This is a genomic window from Streptomyces coacervatus (assembly GCF_029223485.1).
GTDB lineage: Bacteria > Actinomycetota > Actinomycetes > Streptomycetales > Streptomycetaceae > Streptomyces > Streptomyces coacervatus.
Map to the genome: position 1 here is coordinate 1 of NZ_JARHTP010000029.1, position 18480 is coordinate 18480.

Below are 18480 nucleotides of genomic sequence, written 5' to 3' on the forward strand. Positions count from 1 at the left end.
AACTGGAGGATCCTGCGGGACTGCCGCCTGAAGGGCAACGGCGTCCACCAGGCCATGCTCGGCATCGCCCGGCTCCACAACCTGGCCCTCACCGGATAACTCACGCCCCATACGGGACAACCTCTAGGCGGGCCGATCCCGTCGGCTACGTCAGGAACACTATGCGGGCACTTGGGAGGAGGGCTTGTACAGAAGCGACAGCGGCTCCACCCTGTCCGGAGCACTCAGCTCGGTGGCGGTCCGTCCGATGAACCGGGTCAAGGACCGCGCCAGGTGCGGCTGGTCGAAATAGCCCACCCGGTGCACGACGTCCTGCGCCGGCACCCCCTCCTGGATCAGAACCGCGGCCTCGCGAGCACGGTGGATCTGCCGGATGGCACCCCGGGTGAGGCCCGTCGCCGCGACGAAACGCCGCTGGAGGGTCCGCTCGGAGACATCGGGGGCCGCGCCGCCGAGCACCGCAGGCACGATCGGGTCGCAGTCCACGATGCCCTCACGCACCATGCGCCGCACGAACGCCTCCGCATTGTCGTAATCGGGCACGTGCCAGGCGGAACCCTTCAGCCACACTGAGCGCCGCGTCACGTCGGGGATCTCCGCGCTGACACCCACCAGCCGGCTGATCGGCACGTGAGGCATCGAGGTGCCCAGAGCGAAGCTGATACCGAAGAACGTGGCGTCCCTGGGAACGGGAGCCGGACAAGCCCTGGGCTCCGGGCCCAGCACCGCCGCCTGCACCTGGCCGTCGTGCTCCCAGAAGACAAGCTCCCAGTGCGACGCCGCGATCGACGTCATCCGGCCAACCTCGATGCTGCGGCTGCGCCATACCCTCTCGATGTACGGCAACTCCGACGGCCGACTCTCGATCTCCAGACCCAACCGGATCGCCCCCGTTCACCGCCGCCTGCGCCGCCAGTGTGTCACGTCGCGCGGACGGCCGAAGCTCGTGCGAGATGCGCGGGAGGATCCGCGCGGCTCGGCCCGAACGCGGCCAACGGCCCGATGCCCCAGGGCTCATGCCAAAGCGGGGGTGCCGTCGGGGTGGTCATAGATCCAGGACAAGCCTCCCAGATCAAGGCGCTGGCGGGTGCGGATGACGGCCACGTAGGCCAAGCGGGCTTCGGTGTCCTCGATGGGGTCCGGTGGTGTTGGGGTGTTGGTCTGGTCGGCGGGGGTGTCATCTTTCGGGCGGGCGAAGTCGTCCGCGATGAGGACGCGGGGCCATTCGCGTCTTTTGGCTTTGTGGGCGGGGAGACGGTGACCTGGGCGTGTGGTTCGGGGGTGAGTTGGGCGACCGCGGTGAGGATGGCGTCGGTGCCGTGTGTGTCGACGAGGTTGACCAGGGGCTGCAGGTCGCGGCTGGCCGGGTCGTGGGCCGCGTAGTCCTGCAGGTCTCCCCAGGAGGGGAAGAGGATGAGTTCGGGGTGGTGGGTGTGGCGGCCTTCTTTCAGGTCGCGGGCTGCGTGGGCCAGGGCTTGGAGGCTGTCTCCTCCCCCGGCCAGGGCTACTTGATGTCCGGCGGCCATTAGGGTCATGACCTGGGCCATGGCGCCGACGTTGGTGCGGCACAGTACGGCGTCCGGGTGGGTGACGGGGCCGAGTTCGGTCGGCACGCTGGGGGTGCCGGTCAGGCGGACGGGGGCGTAGGCGAGGTGGAGCCAGCGGTTGGCTTCCGCGGCGAGGTCGGGGCCGAAGCGGAAGGACTGGGACAGGGCCAGTGGGGTGCCGTCGAAGCCGGTCATGACGTCTTTGGCGCCGCGCCAGTGGTAGATGGCCTGGGCGGAGTCGCCGACCATGACCAGCTGGGCGTGGTCGCGCTGGGCGAGGAAGACCTGTTCGACGACGGGGTTGGTGTCCTGGGCCTCGTCCAGGAGCAGGAAGTCGGCCTGGATGCCGGGCCGGGTGAGGGCCCAGATCTTGAGGTAGTGGTCGTGGTCGAAGCGGACGGCGCCGTCGTCGGGGTGCTGCAGGTCGGCCCAGGCTTTGCGGGCGAACGGCACGATGTGGGCGGCGAGTTGGTCGTGGAGGTCGGCGACTTCCAGGCCGCGTAGACGGGGAACGTGGTGGGCGGTGATGGCCTCGTCGGCGGTGTGGCAGAAGCGGGTGACGGTGCGCAGGGTGGCGTTGGAGAGGGCTCTTGGGGTGACCTCTCGCTCTGCGATGTGGAGGGCTTTGGTGATGCCGAGAGCCTGTCCGGTCTGCCAGGCGGGGCGGCGGGGTGCGTTCAGGCGGCGGGTGTAGCGGTGGCCGACGGCGGCGTAGGCGAGCGCTTGGGCGGTCTTGCACTGCACGGTGTCGGGAAAGCGGGTGCGGGCGTCCTGGGCGATGGCGCGATTGTAGGCGAGGTAGCGGCCGCGGCGGGTGGTGGTGTGGGCAAGGAGGGCGAAGGTGGTGGTCTTTCCGGTGCCGGCGACGGCCTGTAGAGCGAGGTGCTGGCCGGCGTGGAAGGCGTCGGCGGCTGCCGTTTGTTCGTCGGTGGGGTTCACGGGGTGGGTCTTTCGGGAAGCCGGGTCAGTGCGTGCCGACGGCAGCCAGCAGGTAGGCGGGGGTGGTGTGGGCCAGCAGTTGGCGCACCACGCGGTCGAGCCGGTCGGTCTCCTGCTCGGCGTGCTCGGCCAGAGCCCGGCGCAGGGCCAGTTCCAGGAAGCGCTCGGGGGTCTGGCGGGCACGGTGAGGACGGCGTGCACGGCGGGCGGGAAGGCGACGTTGAGCAGCACCGTGTGGTCGGCGTCCGGGTAGTGGGTGGTGATCACGTCGATGGGCAGCCGGGTGCCGAGGCGGTGGCGCAGCAGGTGGGCGGCGCGCTGCGGCGTCTTGGCGGCGACGAGGGCCATCAGGCGGGTGGCGTCGTGGTTGGCGGCGAGCGGCAGCACGCGGGTGGCGCGGTGCAGTGCCGCCGGGGACAGGGGGCGGGTCAGTGTGATTTCCAGGGCGTGGTGCGGCACTGGTCATCCCCTTCGGTGCGGGCGGGGCGGAGGGTGGGCAGGCGGGTGTGGATGTGTGCCGCGTGCAGGAGGGGGTCGAAGGGTTCCCAGCAGGCCAGGGCGAGGTCGGCGGCGCCGGGGGCGGTGGCGTGTGCCGGGCAGCGCTGGGTGCGCCAGCGCAGCTGTTCGCCGTAGGAGAGGTGGCCCAGGCCGTAGACGGCCATCAGGGCATCGGGCAGGGTGAGTTGGCCGTGCTGGGCGGTGGTGGGTAGCAGTTTCCACATCCCGGCCGGGCCGGGGGCGAGGACGGGGTGGGGGCAGCGGTGGCGGTGGCGGGTCTGGGCGACGCAGCGCAGGTCCTCGAGCCGCTGCTGGGCGAGGTAGCGGCACAGCAGCAGCTGGACGACGGGGCGGTCGGGTCCCCCGGTCTGGGGAGCGTCGGGCTGCGGGGTAGCCGGTGGAGCGGAGGTGAGGGCCCCGGAGTCGATCAGGCAGCGGGCGCGGACGGCGAGTTGGCGGCGGATCGCCTCGATACGAGGGCCAGCCTGGCAGGTGGGGATGCGGTGGGGGCAGAGCACGGCATGCGGGATGCGGCACCAGGCGCTGTTGTCGCCGTGCGGGTAGGCGATGCCGCCGCTGAGGTGCCAGCGGCAGGCTTCGGGGACGTCTGTGGTGGCCAGTTCGGCGGGGTGCAGGGCGATGGGCCGCTGGTCGGGGCGCTGGTAGAGGTCGATGCGGCTGCTGCAGTGGCGGCAGCGGCCGGTCTGTCCGGCGCGCAGCAGGCGGCTGGGGCTGGTGGTGGTCACCCGGAGCGGGCGGGGGTGGTGGGTGGCGCGGGGGCTGCCGTCCCAGTGGCGGCCGTCGGGGGCGGGCGTGGGGCACATGGCCCGGACCGTGCCAGGCGACACGCAGGTGTGAGCAACGTGTCGAGGGTTTGTTCCACGGCCGACCCAACGAGTCCGCACACGTGAGCCTTATCGCGGATGGTTGTTCGAGATCTGATTGCCTGATCGGGTGATTCGTGACGTGGTGCGCACTGGGACGGAACGAGGGTTCAGGAAGCGGCCGTGCCGGGCGGGGTGTGGTCGTCGCACAGGGTGCCCAGGAAGTGCTCGATGGGCACGTCGAAGGTGTGGGCGAGGGTGTGCCAGGGGTGATACTGCCGGTGGTGCGGCCGTGTTCGAGGTCGATGAGGGTGCGCCGGGCCAGACCGCTGCGGTCGGCGAGTTCGTCGAAGGTCCAGCCGCGTTCGCCTCGCAGGCGCGCCAGCGTCACGCGCAGCGCGGTGAGGTCGGGGTCGGGCGGCAAGATCGTCACCCGACCATCCGACGGTGCAGACCCCTGCCCTGTCAGTGCGGGTTTCTGCACTTTCGCCGGAGGTGGGAGTACAACGGTCGCGTCCCGAAGCGCCTTCGTGGCACCGGCGGTCACCTCGGTCTCGATGCACCCGGGGCGCGCGGTAGCTACTGGCCAAGGCCCGCTTCCACCCGATCGAGTCAGCCGTGCGGGACCGCCACCCCCACGTGCCGGGAAAGACGCACTATTTACCCAAAGGATCTTCACTGACTGTGAAGCGTGTCCATATGATGCGGAGATCAACAGGCCTGACCATGGGGGGACTTGGGCGGGCCTCTCAATTTCGCGTGGGGGATTCATGCGTATACGCGTTGCGGCCGCCGTCGTTTCCGGTGCCGCCGTTCTGTCCTCGCTCGCTCTTCCGGTGGCCGCCCAGGCGGCGGTACGGACGGGTGCGGAGGCGAAGCTCAGCTCCTTCACCTCGCAGTCCGTTCAGCCGAGGGACTCGTTGGGGAACATGAAGTTCTCGCACGCGGTCATCAACGGGGGCAAGGACATCGTCCTCGGCACCACCGGCACGAAGACCGTCACCGTCACCTACACCGCCACGGACCAGAACGGCGTCACCGTCACCGAGGCCTTCCTGTGGCAGGGCACCGACAGTTCGACCACGGACGGCATCACCGGCGGCCTGGGGACGGACGACGATCCCAACTGCACGGAGACGGCGACCCAGGGCACGTACACCTGCAAGGCCGTCTTCAACATCCACCCCGCCACCGACATGAAGGACAACGGCGTGGCCGGGACCTGGAAGCTGTTCCTGGGTGGCTGGGACCTGTACGCGAACGCCAGCTACAACGACGACGTCGCCACCGTCTCGATCAAGGAGGCCTCCACGCTGACCGCCAACGCCACGCCCGAGCCCGTCAAGAAGGGCAAGACCATCACGGTCACGGGCAAACTCGCCCGCGCGAACTGGTCGACGGGCAAGTTCGCAGGCTATGTGTCCCAGCCCGCGAAGCTGCAGTTCCGCAAGAAGGGCAGCAACACCTACACCACGCTCAAGACGGTCAAGACGAACAGCACCGGCGTCCTGAAGACCACCACCAAGGCCACGGTCGACGGTTACTACCGCTACGTCTTCGCCGGCACCGCCACCACCGCCGCATCAACGGCGCCCGGCGACTTCGTCGACGTCAGGTAACCAGTCCGACAGCACCGCCGGTGCCGGGTCGCCACGCATCACGGCGCCCCGGCACCACACGATTGGGGCGCCGACGGCGTGCACCGCGAGAGCCGGCGAATCCCGTCTTGCCCCTCGCTCCCTGGTGAAGGCCAAGCAGCGGGAGAAGGACCCCGCTCCGGCCTGAGCCAGGGCGCCGTACCGCTCGCCGCGTCCAAGCCGCTCAGGAAGTCGGCCAGGGCACGGCGTTGCTGTTCCTCGCGTGCAATCTGTTCGGCGAGGCCGTCGCGGTCGACGTACGGGTCGACGGCGGCGAGGACCAGGCGCTGGAGTTCGTCGGGTTCGAGGGCTTCGACTTCCCACTGCACGGGGTGGTCGATGCCGAAGCAAGAACACGGTGGCTCAAGCTCGATCCCGACAGCGGTGTTGAGGGTGCGACCCTGCTCATCTTGGAATGGCTCGGCGAGCAGGGTGTGGGAGCCATGATCCGGATCGACGCGGAGCGCCTGAGGGAAAGCCTGCCCGCGTGGAGTTCTGCCGCCAGCGGTGGTCCGCTGCCCAGTGGACTGCCGGCTGACGGGGCCGCGGTCGCCGAATGCATGGGCAGGGCGCTGCTTCGACTGCGCGAGGCCGGGCTGGCCGTTCCGTTCTGAAGATCACTGGATCGAATACAGCTTCTCATCCAGTGATCGGCAACGGATTGGTCACGTCGGCACCCCCACGCAGGCCGCGTAGTGGTCGTTCGGCGCGCCGGCGCCGAGGCAGTGGAGGTCGAGGAGAGGTGTGCCGTTCGAGACGATCAGGCCCTGCTGAGGGGCGTTGACGGTGACCGTGGATGACGAGAAGCCGTCTCCGCCGCTGACGACGGTGTTCGTGTCGGCGGAGGCAACTCCTACACTACCGCAAAGAGCGCTGAGGGCGATTGCCGTGATAACCGCGAACTTCCTGGACAATTCGGTTCCTTCCTGAATTCACGCATGTGCACGCTTGCATCCCAGGCGTGGCCGTGCTCGTTCACCTTCCACCGGGGGCTTCCGGGAGCAGATACAGGGGCACATCCCGAGTCCGGTCTCCTCCACGATGGCCGGTCTGTGGTGTGCGCGCACGAGGAACACCGCCAACGAGTGAACCCGGCGACTCGCAGGCCAGCTGCGAGGACAGGCGGCGGGCATCGGCGGCGTGTGCGGCAGGACGCCTTCGTTGGCCAGCCGGTACATGACCTGCCGAAGCGTCACCTTGAGCGGGGCGTATCCCTCAATGATCTTCCTTGCCCGGTCCACCACGGCCGCCCACCGGATCCGCTCACACGTGGGCGCAACGTCCCAGAGCTGCACGGAACCAGCAGAGGCCGCCACCGTCAGGGTGCGGCCGTCGTGGGAGAAGGCCAGGGCGGACACCGGGCCGGTGGTGTCCGCCCCGGCACCGGACAGGGAGCCGTCCAGCACACCGAGGCGCGTATGCGACTGCCCGCCCCAGAGGGTGACCCGGCCCATGGCGTCGCCGACGGCCAGACGGGTGCCGTCGGGACTGAAGGCCCCGACGTTGATCTGCACTGGGGGTTCTTCATGCCCGACGGCGGACAGCAGGTGCGCGGGGCTGGTGCGGGCCGCCAGCCGGCGCACCATGCCGTCGAGGCGGCCGGGTCCTGGCCGGCGCACTCGGCCAGGACCCGGCACAGAGCCAGTTCCGCGAAGCAGTCAGGGGCCCGGTCAAGCCGTTCCGAGCGTCACGTCCATACGGGCGAAACCCCGAGTCACCAGCTGGTCCCGGAAGCTCGGCGGACCGGCCAGCGCCAGGCAGGGGAAGCGCCGCAGCAGGATCGGGACGGCGACCTCGACCTGCATCCTCGCGAAGGCGGCCCCCAGGCAGTAGTGCGGGCCCAGCCCGAAGGAAAGCGGCCGGCTGTCCCGCCGGGTGACGTCGAACACGGCAGGATCAGGGAAGCGGCGCGGGTCACGGTTGGCGGCGGCCAGGACCAGCAGCACCCTGCTGCCTGCGGCAACCCGATGGCCGTAGAAGTCGATGTCCGTGCAGGCGGCGCGGGTCAGCACATGATTCGGCGGATCGTGGCGCAAAGTCTCAGTGACGAAGGCAGCGACGAGACCGTCGTCAGTGGCCAACTCCCGGGCCACTGCAGGGTGCTCCACTGCACGACGCACCACGCTGCCGATCAGATCGCTGGGACTCTGCACACCCGCAATGAGGAACATCACCAGACTGGCGATGAGTTCCTCTTCACTCAGCGCCCCGGCCGCATCCCGGTCCCGCACCATCACACTCACCAGATCCTCACCCAGCCGGCGCCGACGCTCGCGCACCAGGCTCCCGAGATAGGCGACCAGAACATCCATCCCCGAATCGGCAGCCGCCAGCTCACCGCGATCAAAGACCGGCTCGAAGGCGGTCGTGGTCGCGGTGATCGCGGTACGCAGTGCCATCCGGTCTGCCTCGGGGATGCCGAGCAGCTCTCCGCTGACGGTGATCGGTACGCGGGTGGCGAAGGCCTCGACCAGGTCGAGCGGGCCGTCTTCGGCGAGGGTGGCCAGCCGGGCCGTCCACCGCTCGGCGGCCCTGGCCGCCAGGTGCCGGTGCTCGGCGACCTGGCGGGGCGCGTAGGCCCAGCCGGCGAAGCGGCGCATGCGTTCGTGGTCGGGTGAGTTGCTGAACATCATGATCTTTGTGAAGCACTGCCAGGACGAGTGGTCGATCATGCCGGTCGTCCGGTGCACGTCGGCGTCGGTGACCAGGAGACGGGGATCGCGCAGGGCGGTGCAGACCTCGTCGTAGCCGAGGACGAGTGTCCCGGAGGGGCCCAGGGGGATCACCGGGCCGAGGTCCCACAGTGCGTCGTACAGGGGGTAGGGGTTGTGTTTCCCGGCCGGTGTGAAGAGCTCCGAGAGGGCCTCGGCCGGTCCCATGACCGGCTCGGTCAGCTGGTGGTCTGTCGACGGCATGACGTTGCCTCCAACAAGGCTTCTTTCAGGGCTTCTTCGCTGCCTGGAAGCCGGTGTAGAAGCCCGCTTCCGTGTCGTACAAATGCAGGCTGCGCAGGATCCGCCACAGCCGGCCGAGCCTCAGGCGCTCCTCACGGACCATTCCGGGATGGGCCGCCTTCAGGGCGAGCTGCGCCTGGGGGAGGTTGTAGAACGGGATCGCCGGGGCCACGTGGTGCGCGGTGTGGACGGCGATGTTGTGGGTCAGGAACGACAGCGCCCTCGGATACGTGTAGTCGGTGGTCAGGAGCAGCCTGCCGGCGTTGCGTGTCCAGTGCTGTGAGGTCAGGAAGGGGACGTCTGCGGCGCTGTGGTGCATGAGTGTCGTCGCGCTGAACCACAGGTGGGTCATCAGCCAGGGCAGGACGAAGTAGTCGAGCAGGCCGCGTACGCCGGTGAACGCGGCCAGCGCAGACAGGCCTACGACGGCGACGGGACCGGTGAAGGCGATGGACCGCCACACGTCGCGGCGCATCGACCGCTTGGGGAAGTAGCCCGGCCGAAAGCCCGACACGAACCAGTAGCGGACGGTGCCTCCCCAGAAGGCCCAGGTGCGGGTGCCCGCGTAGACGGCTTTCGCGAGGGGGGAGAGCCGCTGGTAGGCGGCCGGGGGCAACGGCCGCCAGTCGGTGTCGAGTTCGAGGTTGTTGGTATGGGAATGGTGCAGGTTGTGCACGTGGCGCCAGGAGTGGTACGGGTAGAGCAGCGGGAGCAGTGCGAAGCTTCCGACGGCGGTGTTCAGCCGTCGTGAGCGGGAGAACGAACCGTGCCCGCAGTCGTGCGCGATGCAGTGCATGCCCCAGCCGCCGAGGCCGGCCACGAACCACAGCGGGATGTCGAGCAGCCAGGACGGGGAGTACGCCACCGCGGCGATCGCCCCCGCGTAGAGGGCGAGGCTCACCGCGAGCCCCAGCACACCGCGGGCCGTGCGCGGAGTGAAGTACTCACGCGGGATCGACTCGGTCAGATGCCTGCCTTCCAACGCCCGTGACTTCTCCAGGAACTCCTCGAAACGCCGGTCCGGGCTGGTCGGTATGCCGCTTGTGGCCATCGTGTCCCCCGCTCTCAGTGCGTGCTCTCCTCGGCGAGCCGTCGGCCGAGATGGGCGGCCACGGCGTCGATGGACCCGTACTCGTACAACAGGGCGGGCGACAGGCGCAGTTCGACGAATTTCTCCAGCTTGCCGCACATCTGGATGCCGGTGCGGGAGTCGAGTCCGTAGTCCTCGAAGGACCGGCTGGTGTCGACCTCGGAGGAGTCGACGTCCAGCTTGTTCACCAGGTAGTCGACCATCCACGCGCGGACGGTCTCCTCGGTGACGGGGCCGTCGGAGGTGCGCTCGTTCTTGTTACGGCGAAACACGCTGAGCTCCTGTTCGTTTCCGGGCGATGCGGGCGGCCGAGGGCTCGTGCAGGTTCCACACGATGTGCAGCCTGCCGAGGGCGGTCAGCATCCAGCCACTGAGGTCGGGCTCCCACCACCGGGTGGCGTGACGGTAGGACCCGGGAAAGGCGTGGTGGTTGTTCTGCAGGCCCTCACCGAAGGTGAGGACGGCGACCCACCAGTTGTTGGTGCTCTTGTCCCCGTTGTCGAACGGTCTGCTGCCGAAGGCGTGGCAGAGGGAACCCACGCACCATGCGGCCTGGTTGGCGACGAAGATCCGGGCGAGACCGCCGAAGACGAGGGCGGAGAGGGCGGACATGGCCGTGTGTCCGACGGCGAAGCCGATCGCGGTGGGGAGGACGAGGCCGGCGGTCACCCACAGCGGGTAGAGACGGTGGTGCAGGATCAGGCGCCGCTCGCGCAGGAGGTCCGGCGCGTAGACGGACCACTTCGACGACTCGTCGCTGAGCATCCAGGGCATGTGCGCGTACCACAGACCGCGTATCCGCGCCTTGAAGCCCGTTCCGTGCAGGTTGGGCGAGTGCGGGTCGCCCTCGCGGTCGGCGAACCGGTGGTGGCGCCGGTGGGTCGCCACCCAGAACAGCAGCGGCCCCTGAGCGGCCATGGAACCGGCGGCCATCAGGACGTCCTGGAACCATGGCGAGGTCCGAAACGCCTTGTGGGCGAGGTAGCGGTGCAGCCCGATGGTGACTCCGCCCAGGTGGACGCCGTAGAAGAGGAAGAACAGGACCACATCGGTTGTCGTGAACTGCCCTGTCAGCAGCAGGTATACGGCGGCGGCGGTGCCGATGAGCGGGAGGGTCATGGTGGTCAGGGCGGAGAAACGCTTGATCCGGAGGCTTTTCGGGTCGAGGCGGACGATGCCCTCCGGGGCGCTGAGAGCCGACATGGTGAGGTCTTCCTCTCAGGCTTTCCGGTCTTCGGTCGTACGTGCGTGATAGCGGACGTCGGACACCAGTCCGGCTCGGTCGAGGAGGGTGATGACCGCGCCGGTGATGTCGATCTGCCAGGAGCGGTGCCGGTTGTGTGCCAGTGACGGCTGGGAGTGGTGGTTGTTGTGCCAGGAGCCGCCCACCGAGACGGGTGCGAGCACGGCGAGGTTCTGGCTGGAGTCGCGGGTCTCGTAGGGGCGGCGGCCCAGCGTGTGGCCCAGGGAGTTGACCGTCCAGGTCACGTGGTCGAGGACGAACATGCGGGCGAACCCGCCCCACAGGAGTCCGCCCAGCGCGTCCACCGGCCGGCCCGTCGCCGCCCAGCCCACCGCTGCCGGCAGGGCCAGGCCGAGGGCGATCCACCAGGCGTAGTAGCGGTCGACCGTGTGGACATGGCGGTTGCGCAGGAGGTCGGGGACGAATTTGGCCCAGCCCTCCCGCCGTACGGTGAACAGCCAGCCGACATGGCCGTGCCACAGGCCGCGCAGGACCGCAAGGCGCCCCTCGCCCCGCGGGCGCGGCGAGTGCGGATCGCCGTCCCGGTCGGCGAAGGCATGGTGCTTTCGGTGCACCGACACCCAGAACAGGATCGGCCCCTGTGCCGCCATGCTGCCCGCGATCCCCCACAGGAACGTCAGCACCGGACCCGCGGAGAACGAGCGGTGGGAGAAGAAGCGGTGCAGGCCGCCCTCGACACCCAGTGAGGTGACGAGGTACATGCCCGCGAACAGGCCGAAGTGCAGCCAGGACCAGCCGTGGTGGACGGTGAAGACGATCGCCGCCGCGAAACCGGCCGTGGATCCGCCGACCGTGGCGCAGGCGAGGACGAACGCGGAGCGATCCCTCGGTGGCGCGGCACCGGCTTCAACCGACGTGGCGTCAACCGCAGCGGCGTCAGCGGCACCGGATTCAGCGGCATTGGCTTCAGTGTTCACAGCCCGGCTCCCCGGAGAGGTCGCAGGGCACGAGGGCCCGGCCCAGGGTGTGCTCCAAGAACGCCTCCCGCGCGGCCGTCCGGCGGATCTTGCCGCTGGTGGTCAGGGGGATGGTGCCGACCCGCACGAGGTGCACATCGGCCGGGCGGACGCCGTGGTCGGCCGCGACCGACGCCAGCAGACTGCCGCGCAAGGCGTCGAGTTCGGCCCGGGTCCGGCGGCTGTCACGGACCTCCGCGACGACAATGATGTGTTCCTCGGGCGAACCCGGGACCGCGAAGGCGACCGAGCGATGCACGGACGGGTGGGCGCGGTCGACCGTACGCTCGATGTCCTGCGGGTAGAGGTTGCGGCCGGCCACCACGAGCAGGCCGCTCATCCGGCCGGTGACGAACAGTTCGCCGTCGCGCAGGCAGCCCAGGTCACCGGTTCGCAGATATCTGCCCGGACCGGCGCGGTCGGCCGGTCTCGCGCCGAACACCCTGCCCGTCGGCCCGGGTTTGCGGTGGTAACCGGCGGCGACGCCCGGCCCGCGTACCCAGATCTCCCCGATCTCGCCGTCGGCCAGTACCCGGCCGGAGTCCGGATCGACGACCAGCAGTTCGTCGTCCTCCCCCGGGCTCCCGCAACCGACGATCGGCACCGCGTCGCCCGCGCCTCCCACCACCCGGCCGCGCGACAGCTCCTGCGGGTCGGCCCACTCGACTCTGACGGCCGTCCCGGGCGCCTTGGCCGTCACGAGCAGGGTGGCCTCGGCGAGCCCGTAACAGGGGATCAGTGTCTTCTCCCGGTAGCCCCGCGGCCCGAACCGCTCCCGGAAGGCGTTCAGCGTGTCGAGTACGACTGGCTCGGAACCGCAGAAGACGTGCCGGAGCGAGGACAGGTCGACGCCGGCCAGATCCTCTTCCTCCACGGTGTCGGCGCAGAGCTGGAAGGCGAAGTTCGGGGCGACGGTGATGGTCACCCGGTGGTCGCTGATCGCCTGGAGCCAACGGGCCGGCTGCTGGACGAAGTGCTCCGGCGTCATCATCACCAGCGGCCAACCGCCGTGCAGCGCCAGCATGATGGTGCCGATGAGCCCCATGTCGTGATACGGCGGTAACCAGCTCAAGCCGACGCGATCGTCCTGCGCGCCGATGAGGCGGGAGATGGCGTGACAGTTGCTCATCAGGTTGGCGTGGGTCAGTTCCACGCCTTTCGGGTCACCCGTGGAGCCGGACGAGTACTGGATCAGCGCTGTGTCCGTGGGCCGTACCGGATCGTCCGGCGCCGTCCAGGCGTGCGCGGCAACGGGCTTCGCGGGAGGTTCGGCGTCCAGCGGGATCAGCGGCGGCAGTATGTCCCCGCCGGCTGCCATCGCCGCGAACCGCCGCTCATGGCGGGAGTCGGCCAGGATCGCCCCGGGCGCGCAGTCGGCCAGGATCGAACGCAGTCGGGTCCGGGCCCGTCGGCTGGTCGGCGGACAGGCGGGGACGGCCGTCGCGCCGGCCTGGAGTATGCCCATCAGCCCCGCCACGAACCACAGCCCGGGCCGGCCGGCCAGCACCACGCGGTCCCCGCTGTGTCCCCCGGCCCTCAGCCGCGCCGCCACGGCGTCGGAGTGTCGCTTCAGATCCTGATAGGTCCACGATTCGATGCGGTCGCCCGTCCCGTCGGGCAGGAAGCGGAACGCCGGGCGGTCGGGCGTCGATCGGGCGCGAACAGCCAGGGTTGCCGGGAGCGTCGCATCCGGCCGGGACATGTACTGCGCGATCTGTGAGTGCGCCCGTTCCGGCTGAAGGGTCACGGCTTTCTGCTCCACCGAACTCCCCTCCCGGAGCGGCTGGTTGGGCGCTCCCGCCACTCAGGTTGAACCCGTAGAGTCCGATGATCCTATTGACGTCGCCATCCATACCCAGGGCGGTGGACGGAAAACAGGATGAGGTGGGAGCCGGCCTCCGGCATGTGCGTCATCGTCGGCCGACGCAGCGAGCATCTGAACACGACCTCACGCTCTTTCAACCGGGTCAACGCTTCCGGAGCCCGGCGGGCCGGCACGACAAGAGCGTCACCTCCGGTGAGGCAGCCGCATGTCTGGCCGCGTTGCTGCTTCGGGTAGGAGCCCGTGTCGGTCCTCCTTGGCTGTTGGGCCGCCGACACCCCTCCAAAGTGGCAGGCCCTAGCCAGGCCTCAGCACTGCTCACCCACCAGGTCGTCCCAGTCTTCCCGGCTCAGCGGCTGGTCCTCCGCCCAGACCTGGCCGGGCTTGAGAGAGGTCAGATCATCGCCGGAGAAGAGAAGCTCCGAGGCGTACTTCGTGGAGTCGTCGCCGTGCACCACGAAGGACAGTTTGTAGGACCGGCCGCGTACGAAACTCTGAGTCCCGGTCCGCCGCACCCGCCAGGAGCGGGGCGGGGCGAACAGCGGGAACGTCGCACCGCCGAATCCCTCGGGGGCCTGAGACCGCCAGCCTTCGCCCGGGTAGTCGGCGGAGCCGCCGCCATCCGTCACCCACGAGAGCAACTCCGCGCCGCTCACCCGATCATCACCGCACGGGCGCACCCGCGCCACCGGCTGTCCCCTTCCGTCCAGCCAGATCGCAATCAGATGCTTCTCCGTCGGAGTGCACCCGGTGAGCAGCACACTCCCCGCCACCGCGCACAGCACCGCCGCCACCGCCCGTCGCATGCCCCACCCCCTGTCCGGCGGAGCCCGCTCCGCCCTAACGCAGCCGACACTTCTGGTCGGCGGCCCCGGTGCACGACCAGATCCGTGCCCGCGCCGCATTCGCCCACGAGTTGTCCAAGAAATCCAGGCACTGCCGTCGCATCCGGGGGTTCGCCCAGACTGCTCGCCTTGCTCGAGGAACCGTTGGGAGACGCTCTTCAGGACCTCAGCACCCGCCTGGACCGTGCATGTGTCGATCGCCGCGGGGCTGCGGCTGGTGGCAGTCGGGCTGCTGTATGTGTCGGGGACGGGCTGCGGGCCCGTTACTGGGACGTGCAGCCGGGGCTGCTCCTGATCGGTGCGGGCTCAACGCCCACCACTCCCCTGACGGTGCGTTCGCTCATCCGTCCTGGCCTCGCGGCGTGCTGGCCGGCGCGCCGGCCACCCTCCTCACCTGCACCGCCACGGCCGCCAGAGCCGGGTAGTGGCGCGGGGGCGGGCGGCCACCCGCCGCCCGCCGAATGGCCGCGACGGCAGGGACCGACTCGTTCATGAGGTAGAGCTCATGCCTTCGAACTGGTTCGGTGGTGCCCAGAAGGCGTGGCCGCCTGGGCACCAACCGCCCGTCGGTGTGCGGTCAGCGGACCGCCATACGTCCGTGGACGTGACGTCCGAGGCGTACACGAGGGCGACCCGGTGGTTGTACTGGATGGTGTACATCGCCTTCGCGCCGGTGACGACCCTGCCGCTGGAGGGGAAGAAGTCGTCCGTGAGGGACGGCGCCCGGGTGGCCACGTAGGCCTGGCCGGCCGGGACGGAGTACATGCTCAGCGGGGCCTGCGTCGAGGGCGACAGGCCCGAGGGGTACTCGGCGGCGTCCGGGTAGCTGGAGCCGTAGACCGCCACCGGGGAGGTGCCGGCCGCCGTGATCACCTTCACGCCCTGGGCCGGCGCGGTGTTGCAGCCGTCCGGGTTGTAGAACCACACCTTCGCGCCGCTGTACCAGATGGCGGTCCAGTCGCCGTCCTGCCCGGCCACCACGAACTGCTGTCCCTCCGCCGCCGTACTGCCCCAGTCGTTGATCCGGTCGGTACCGGCCGCACCGGGGTGGATCGCCTGGTCCCCGAAGAGCGGGGCGGTGTCGCTGGGTTCGGTGCGCAGGTAGACGAAGTTCGACGGCTGCGGTGTGTCGGTGCATGCCGTGGTGGCGCCGGTCGGGTCGTCGGAGGGGCAGATCTGGACGGTCTGCACGTTGTCGTCGAAGCGGGGGGCGATGGTGACCACCGAGCCGACGGGACCGACGCCGTGCGGCCCGGTGTGCACGCCGAGCAGGCTCATGAAGTGGTTCCAGTCCCAGGACGGGCCCGGGTCCCAGTGCATGCCGGAGACGAGGGACGACTTCGGCCCGGCGACGTTGTCGTGACCGATGATGTGCTGGCGGTCCAGGGGTATGTCGAAGCGAGCGGCGAGGTATTTCACCAGCTCGGCCGTCGCCTCGTACTGCGCCTCGGTGTACCAGGTGGCGCCGTGCGCGGCGTAGCCCTCGTGCTCGATGCCGATCGAGTGCATGTTGGTGGAGTAGTTGCCGGCGTGGAAGGCGAGGTCCTTTGTGGGCACCATCTGTGTCACCGCGCCGTCGGAGGACCGCATGACGTAGTGCGCTGCGGCGCCGCCCGCCTGCTCGAAGGTGGTGATGGCGGCGTCGTACGAACTCTCGGTGTCGTGGATGACGATGGTGTCGATCCGGATGCCGTTGGCGGGGCGGTTGGAGACCTGGCCGTTGGACGCCGCGGCCGGGACGAAGGTGCAGGCGACCGTGGTGGGGCACTCGGTTTCGGTGTTCGCCGCGGACTTCAGGTGCAGTGAGGCCAGTTGGCCGGTGGCCGGGCGGACATTGCTGTCGGCCGCCAGGGACACGCGCCCGTCGGCCGTGGTGCGGTGGGCGCCCTTCTTCACCGTCGCGAAGACGCGGTCGGCGAAGGCCTCGGCGCCCTGGCGCCGGGTGGACTGGCTGTAACGGGCCACGGCCGCGTACCAGTTGCCGGGGTCGGTGGAAAGGGAGCCTGTCCCAGCCTTCTGGTACGAGGCGAGCAGTGCCGCGCCGCCGCGGATGTTGGCCGACGGGTCGGTGCGCAACCGCTTCGCCGACAGCCCGGTCAGCTTCGCGGCGGCCTGGACGGTGTGCAGGGCCGGATCGGCGGCAAGCTTCGCCAACTCGGCGCGGCCCGCGGCGCCCGCGTCCCCGGCGGCCATCATGGCAGGGGTGACGTCCGTCAGGTGCATCGGCCCGTAGCCGCCGTCCGTGCTGTGCTGTCCGGCGTGCGTGTCCCAGGCGGACTCCTGGTACGCCACCGCCAGCAGCACCTGACGCGGGACGTGGTAGGCGTCGGCCGCGGCCGTGTACTCCCGTTGCAGTGTGGTGGTCCCCGTAGGTGCGGCCTCACCGGTTGCCAGGGCCGGCACCTGCACGGCTGCCCCACCCGCAACGGCGAGCGCGGCGAATGCGGCCAGCAGGGCCGGACGGCGGCGTTTCGACGCGTGTCCGCGTCTGGCATTGCTTGTGGTCATGAAAGGGTCCTCGGACCTCAGAGAGCTCAAATGGCTGAGTGGACAGTGCATATGACGGCGTATCAGGTCATCGACCGGGCCGGCACACGCGTGGCTCCGCGGCCTACGCGGGCTTCGTCCATCGGCGTCTGGGAAGTGGATGATCCCTCTCTGGGCGAGCTGGAGTCAACCTCGGTTGCTGAAGGGGGACTTGAGTACCAGAGGCGCGAAGGCCGGGCGAGTGCGAACTCGAACAGGAGAAAGCCGGCCTCCGAGAAAGAAGGGGCGGTGTGCTGCCGAGGGATGTGTCGCTGCCCGCCGCGGCTTCGAAGTGGCTGTGTCAGTGCCTCCCCTTACGGTGTGCGCATGACTCCTGAGATGTGGGACCGGTTAAGTCTCTTTCTTGACAAGGCAATTGAGCGGGGCATACCGGCCGAGGACGCACAGCGATGGCTGGCCTCCGCCCGCCCCTGTGCCACGCTGACGCGGGGCGGGGACGGGCCGGTCGTGGGCCGATTCGGCGGTCCGCTCCTGCTTCCGGCCGATACCCCGGACCCCGCCCATCCCTTCGTCGCCTCCATCGACCTTGCGGCCCTGCCCGCCGACGCGACGGACCTGCCCCTTCCTCCCGACGGCCGGCTGCTGCTCTTCGCCTTCCCCGAGACCGAGGGCGACGACGAAACCATGGGCAGCGTGGTGTACGTCCCTGTCGGCACAGCCGTCGCCGAACGGGACAAGCACGCCTGGAACTCCTCCGACTGGGACGATTACGAGGCGATGTTCAAGGAGTTCCCACAAGGTCCGCTGCGGGCGACGGCCAGTGTGTCGCTGCCCCACCACAAGTCGGGCATACAGCCCGGCATGCCGTGGGGCGGGCCGCACCCCGGGCATCCCCGCTCCGAGGAACTCGTCGCGGTCTGGGAGAGCACCCGTGCGGACATCGCCCCCGAGGGACCGCTGCAGATCGGGGGATACGCCGATGAGGAGGCCATCGACAACGACCCGGTCACCCACGCCGTACACAGCGCGGTGAAAGCCGTGGAAGCAGGCTGGGGGGACGGACCGGTTTCGGCTGACGTCTCGAACTGGGTATTCCTGGCCGACTGGGTGGCCGGCATGGACCTGCAAGGCTGGGAGAGCGCCACCGTCCACTGGGTGATCCAGCGCGAGGACCTGACCGCGCGGCGCTTCGACCGCGCGTTCACCAGCGTCTACTGGAATCCCTGACCCGTTCCCGGGAGTTTCGTTCACCCGGGCGCCGGTCCGGGTGTGCCGTCAACAGGTCAGCAGTGGGCGCGATTCGAACCGTTGCTCCCGGACCTGACGCCGGAACGATGGCGCCGGAAGCAGCACGGCGTGCGGTTCAAGGCAGATCGCCGGCCCATAGGGAAATGGGGCTGCACAACGTGCGCAAACTCAGGCGCGTCACCAGTACCGCCACTCAGTACGTGATCGGCCATACGGGACTGTGCCTGCAGGACATCCGAGTATCACCGGCGCGCTCAGCTGTGCAACGGCTCGTCCTGCCAGGGGTGGTGACCGAACACGGCTGACCGCAGGCAGGCCCGCTTCTCCGCCCGAAGCCTCAAGCGGCCGAATACGGCGGCATCCAGCCGA

At 69.6% G+C, this 18480-nt stretch carries 15 protein-coding genes and 3 pseudogenes; 4 read left to right on the top strand and 14 right to left on the bottom strand.

The features are described from left to right. A pseudogene (locus tag P2Q00_RS45750) lies at positions 1-99 on the top strand (IS5/IS1182 family transposase); the annotation flags it as partial. Positions 100-159: 60 nt separating this feature from the next. On the opposite strand, the gene P2Q00_RS45755 reads toward P2Q00_RS45750, so the two are convergent. From P2Q00_RS45755 to P2Q00_RS45770, 4 genes and pseudogenes are all read right to left on the bottom strand, one after another. Continuing rightward, complete coding sequence (locus P2Q00_RS45755; RefSeq protein WP_275780769.1) at positions 160-879, bottom strand: helix-turn-helix domain-containing protein; 720 nt, start codon at positions 877-879, stop codon at positions 160-162. A gap of 135 nt (positions 880-1014) precedes the next feature. Beyond that, a pseudogene (locus P2Q00_RS45760) lies at positions 1015-2486 on the bottom strand (UvrD-helicase domain-containing protein). 428 nt (positions 2487-2914) lie between these two features. Continuing rightward, positions 2915-3808, bottom strand: coding sequence for a DUF6083 domain-containing protein (locus P2Q00_RS45765; RefSeq protein WP_275780770.1), 894 nt, complete (start codon positions 3806-3808; stop codon positions 2915-2917). A 170-nt stretch (positions 3809-3978) separates the two neighbouring features. Next, a pseudogene (locus P2Q00_RS45770) lies at positions 3979-4241 on the bottom strand (helix-turn-helix transcriptional regulator). A 337-nt stretch (positions 4242-4578) separates the two neighbouring features. Between P2Q00_RS45770 and P2Q00_RS45775 the strand changes: the two are divergent. Beyond that, a complete protein-coding gene (locus P2Q00_RS45775) occupies positions 4579-5427 on the top strand; it encodes a hypothetical protein (protein WP_275780771.1) in 849 nt (282 codons plus the stop codon). Between the two features lie 227 nt (positions 5428-5654). Further along, entirely contained in the window at positions 5655-6059 is a 405-nt protein-coding gene (locus P2Q00_RS45780) for a hypothetical protein (RefSeq protein WP_275780772.1), read from the top strand. A 51-nt stretch (positions 6060-6110) separates the two neighbouring features. Here the strand turns inward: P2Q00_RS45780 and P2Q00_RS45785 are convergent, their stop codons facing one another. From P2Q00_RS45785 to P2Q00_RS45830, 10 genes are all read right to left on the bottom strand, one after another. After that, the gene (locus tag P2Q00_RS45785) at positions 6111-6359 is read right to left on the bottom strand and encodes a hypothetical protein (RefSeq protein WP_275780773.1); all 249 of its coding nucleotides are present in this window, start codon (positions 6357-6359) and stop codon (positions 6111-6113) included. A gap of 18 nt (positions 6360-6377) precedes the next feature. Then, the gene (locus P2Q00_RS45790) at positions 6378-7064 is read right to left on the bottom strand and encodes a WD40 repeat domain-containing protein (RefSeq protein WP_275780774.1); all 687 of its coding nucleotides are present in this window, start codon (positions 7062-7064) and stop codon (positions 6378-6380) included. 51 nt (positions 7065-7115) lie between these two features. Further along, on the bottom strand, positions 7116-8360 hold the full coding sequence (locus tag P2Q00_RS45795; RefSeq protein WP_275780776.1) for a cytochrome P450: 1245 nt from the start codon (positions 8358-8360) through the stop codon (positions 7116-7118). A 25-nt stretch (positions 8361-8385) separates the two neighbouring features. Then, a complete protein-coding gene (locus tag P2Q00_RS45800) occupies positions 8386-9450 on the bottom strand; it encodes a fatty acid desaturase (RefSeq protein ID WP_275780777.1) in 1065 nt (354 codons plus the stop codon). 14 nt (positions 9451-9464) lie between these two features. After that, the gene (locus P2Q00_RS45805) at positions 9465-9761 is read right to left on the bottom strand and encodes an acyl carrier protein (protein WP_275780778.1); all 297 of its coding nucleotides are present in this window, start codon (positions 9759-9761) and stop codon (positions 9465-9467) included. Beyond that, complete coding sequence (locus tag P2Q00_RS45810) at positions 9748-10692, bottom strand: acyl-CoA desaturase (RefSeq protein ID WP_275780780.1); 945 nt, start codon at positions 10690-10692, stop codon at positions 9748-9750. Before P2Q00_RS45810 ends, P2Q00_RS45805 begins: the two co-directional genes overlap by 14 nt. 15 nt (positions 10693-10707) lie before the next feature. Next, positions 10708-11670: an acyl-CoA desaturase gene (locus P2Q00_RS45815; protein WP_275780781.1), complete on the bottom strand. Its 963-nt coding sequence runs from the start codon at positions 11668-11670 to the stop codon at positions 10708-10710. Continuing rightward, a complete protein-coding gene (locus P2Q00_RS45820) occupies positions 11660-13456 on the bottom strand; it encodes a fatty acyl-AMP ligase (protein WP_275780782.1) in 1797 nt (598 codons plus the stop codon). The genes P2Q00_RS45815 and P2Q00_RS45820 overlap by 11 nt, the downstream gene beginning before the upstream one ends. Before the next feature lie 383 nt (positions 13457-13839). Further along, the gene (locus tag P2Q00_RS45825; RefSeq protein WP_275780783.1) at positions 13840-14337 is read right to left on the bottom strand and encodes a hypothetical protein; all 498 of its coding nucleotides are present in this window, start codon (positions 14335-14337) and stop codon (positions 13840-13842) included. A gap of 528 nt (positions 14338-14865) precedes the next feature. Next, positions 14866-16884 (bottom strand): N-acetylmuramoyl-L-alanine amidase, encoded by a 2019-nt coding sequence (locus tag P2Q00_RS45830; RefSeq protein ID WP_275780785.1) that lies wholly within the window; start codon positions 16882-16884, stop codon positions 14866-14868. A gap of 345 nt (positions 16885-17229) precedes the next feature. Here P2Q00_RS45830 and P2Q00_RS45835 point away from each other — a divergent pair, with 345 nt between their 5' ends. Further along, the gene (locus P2Q00_RS45835; RefSeq protein ID WP_275780786.1) at positions 17230-18090 is read left to right on the top strand and encodes a DUF1963 domain-containing protein; all 861 of its coding nucleotides are present in this window, start codon (positions 17230-17232) and stop codon (positions 18088-18090) included. Positions 18091-18480: the final 390 nt, after the last annotated feature.

What these genes read in the sequence shown, in the direction of transcription:
- P2Q00_RS45765 (WP_275780770.1), bottom strand. Translation starts at nt 3,808, where the DNA reads ATGTGCCCCACGCCCGCCCCCGACGGCCGCCACTGGGACGGCAGCCCC.
- P2Q00_RS45775 (WP_275780771.1), top strand. Translation starts at nt 4,579, where the DNA reads ATGCGTATACGCGTTGCGGCCGCCGTCGTTTCCGGTGCCGCCGTTCTG.
- P2Q00_RS45795 (WP_275780776.1), bottom strand. Translation starts at nt 8,360, where the DNA reads ATGCCGTCGACAGACCACCAGCTGACCGAGCCGGTCATGGGACCGGCC.
- P2Q00_RS45800 (WP_275780777.1), bottom strand. Translation starts at nt 9,450, where the DNA reads ATGGCCACAAGCGGCATACCGACCAGCCCGGACCGGCGTTTCGAGGAG.
- P2Q00_RS45810 (WP_275780780.1), bottom strand. Translation starts at nt 10,692, where the DNA reads ATGTCGGCTCTCAGCGCCCCGGAGGGCATCGTCCGCCTCGACCCGAAA.
- P2Q00_RS45825 (WP_275780783.1), bottom strand. Translation starts at nt 14,337, where the DNA reads ATGCGACGGGCGGTGGCGGCGGTGCTGTGCGCGGTGGCGGGGAGTGTG.
- P2Q00_RS45830 (WP_275780785.1), bottom strand. Translation starts at nt 16,884, where the DNA reads ATGACCACAAGCAATGCCAGACGCGGACACGCGTCGAAACGCCGCCGT.
- P2Q00_RS45835 (WP_275780786.1), top strand. Translation starts at nt 17,230, where the DNA reads ATGACTCCTGAGATGTGGGACCGGTTAAGTCTCTTTCTTGACAAGGCA.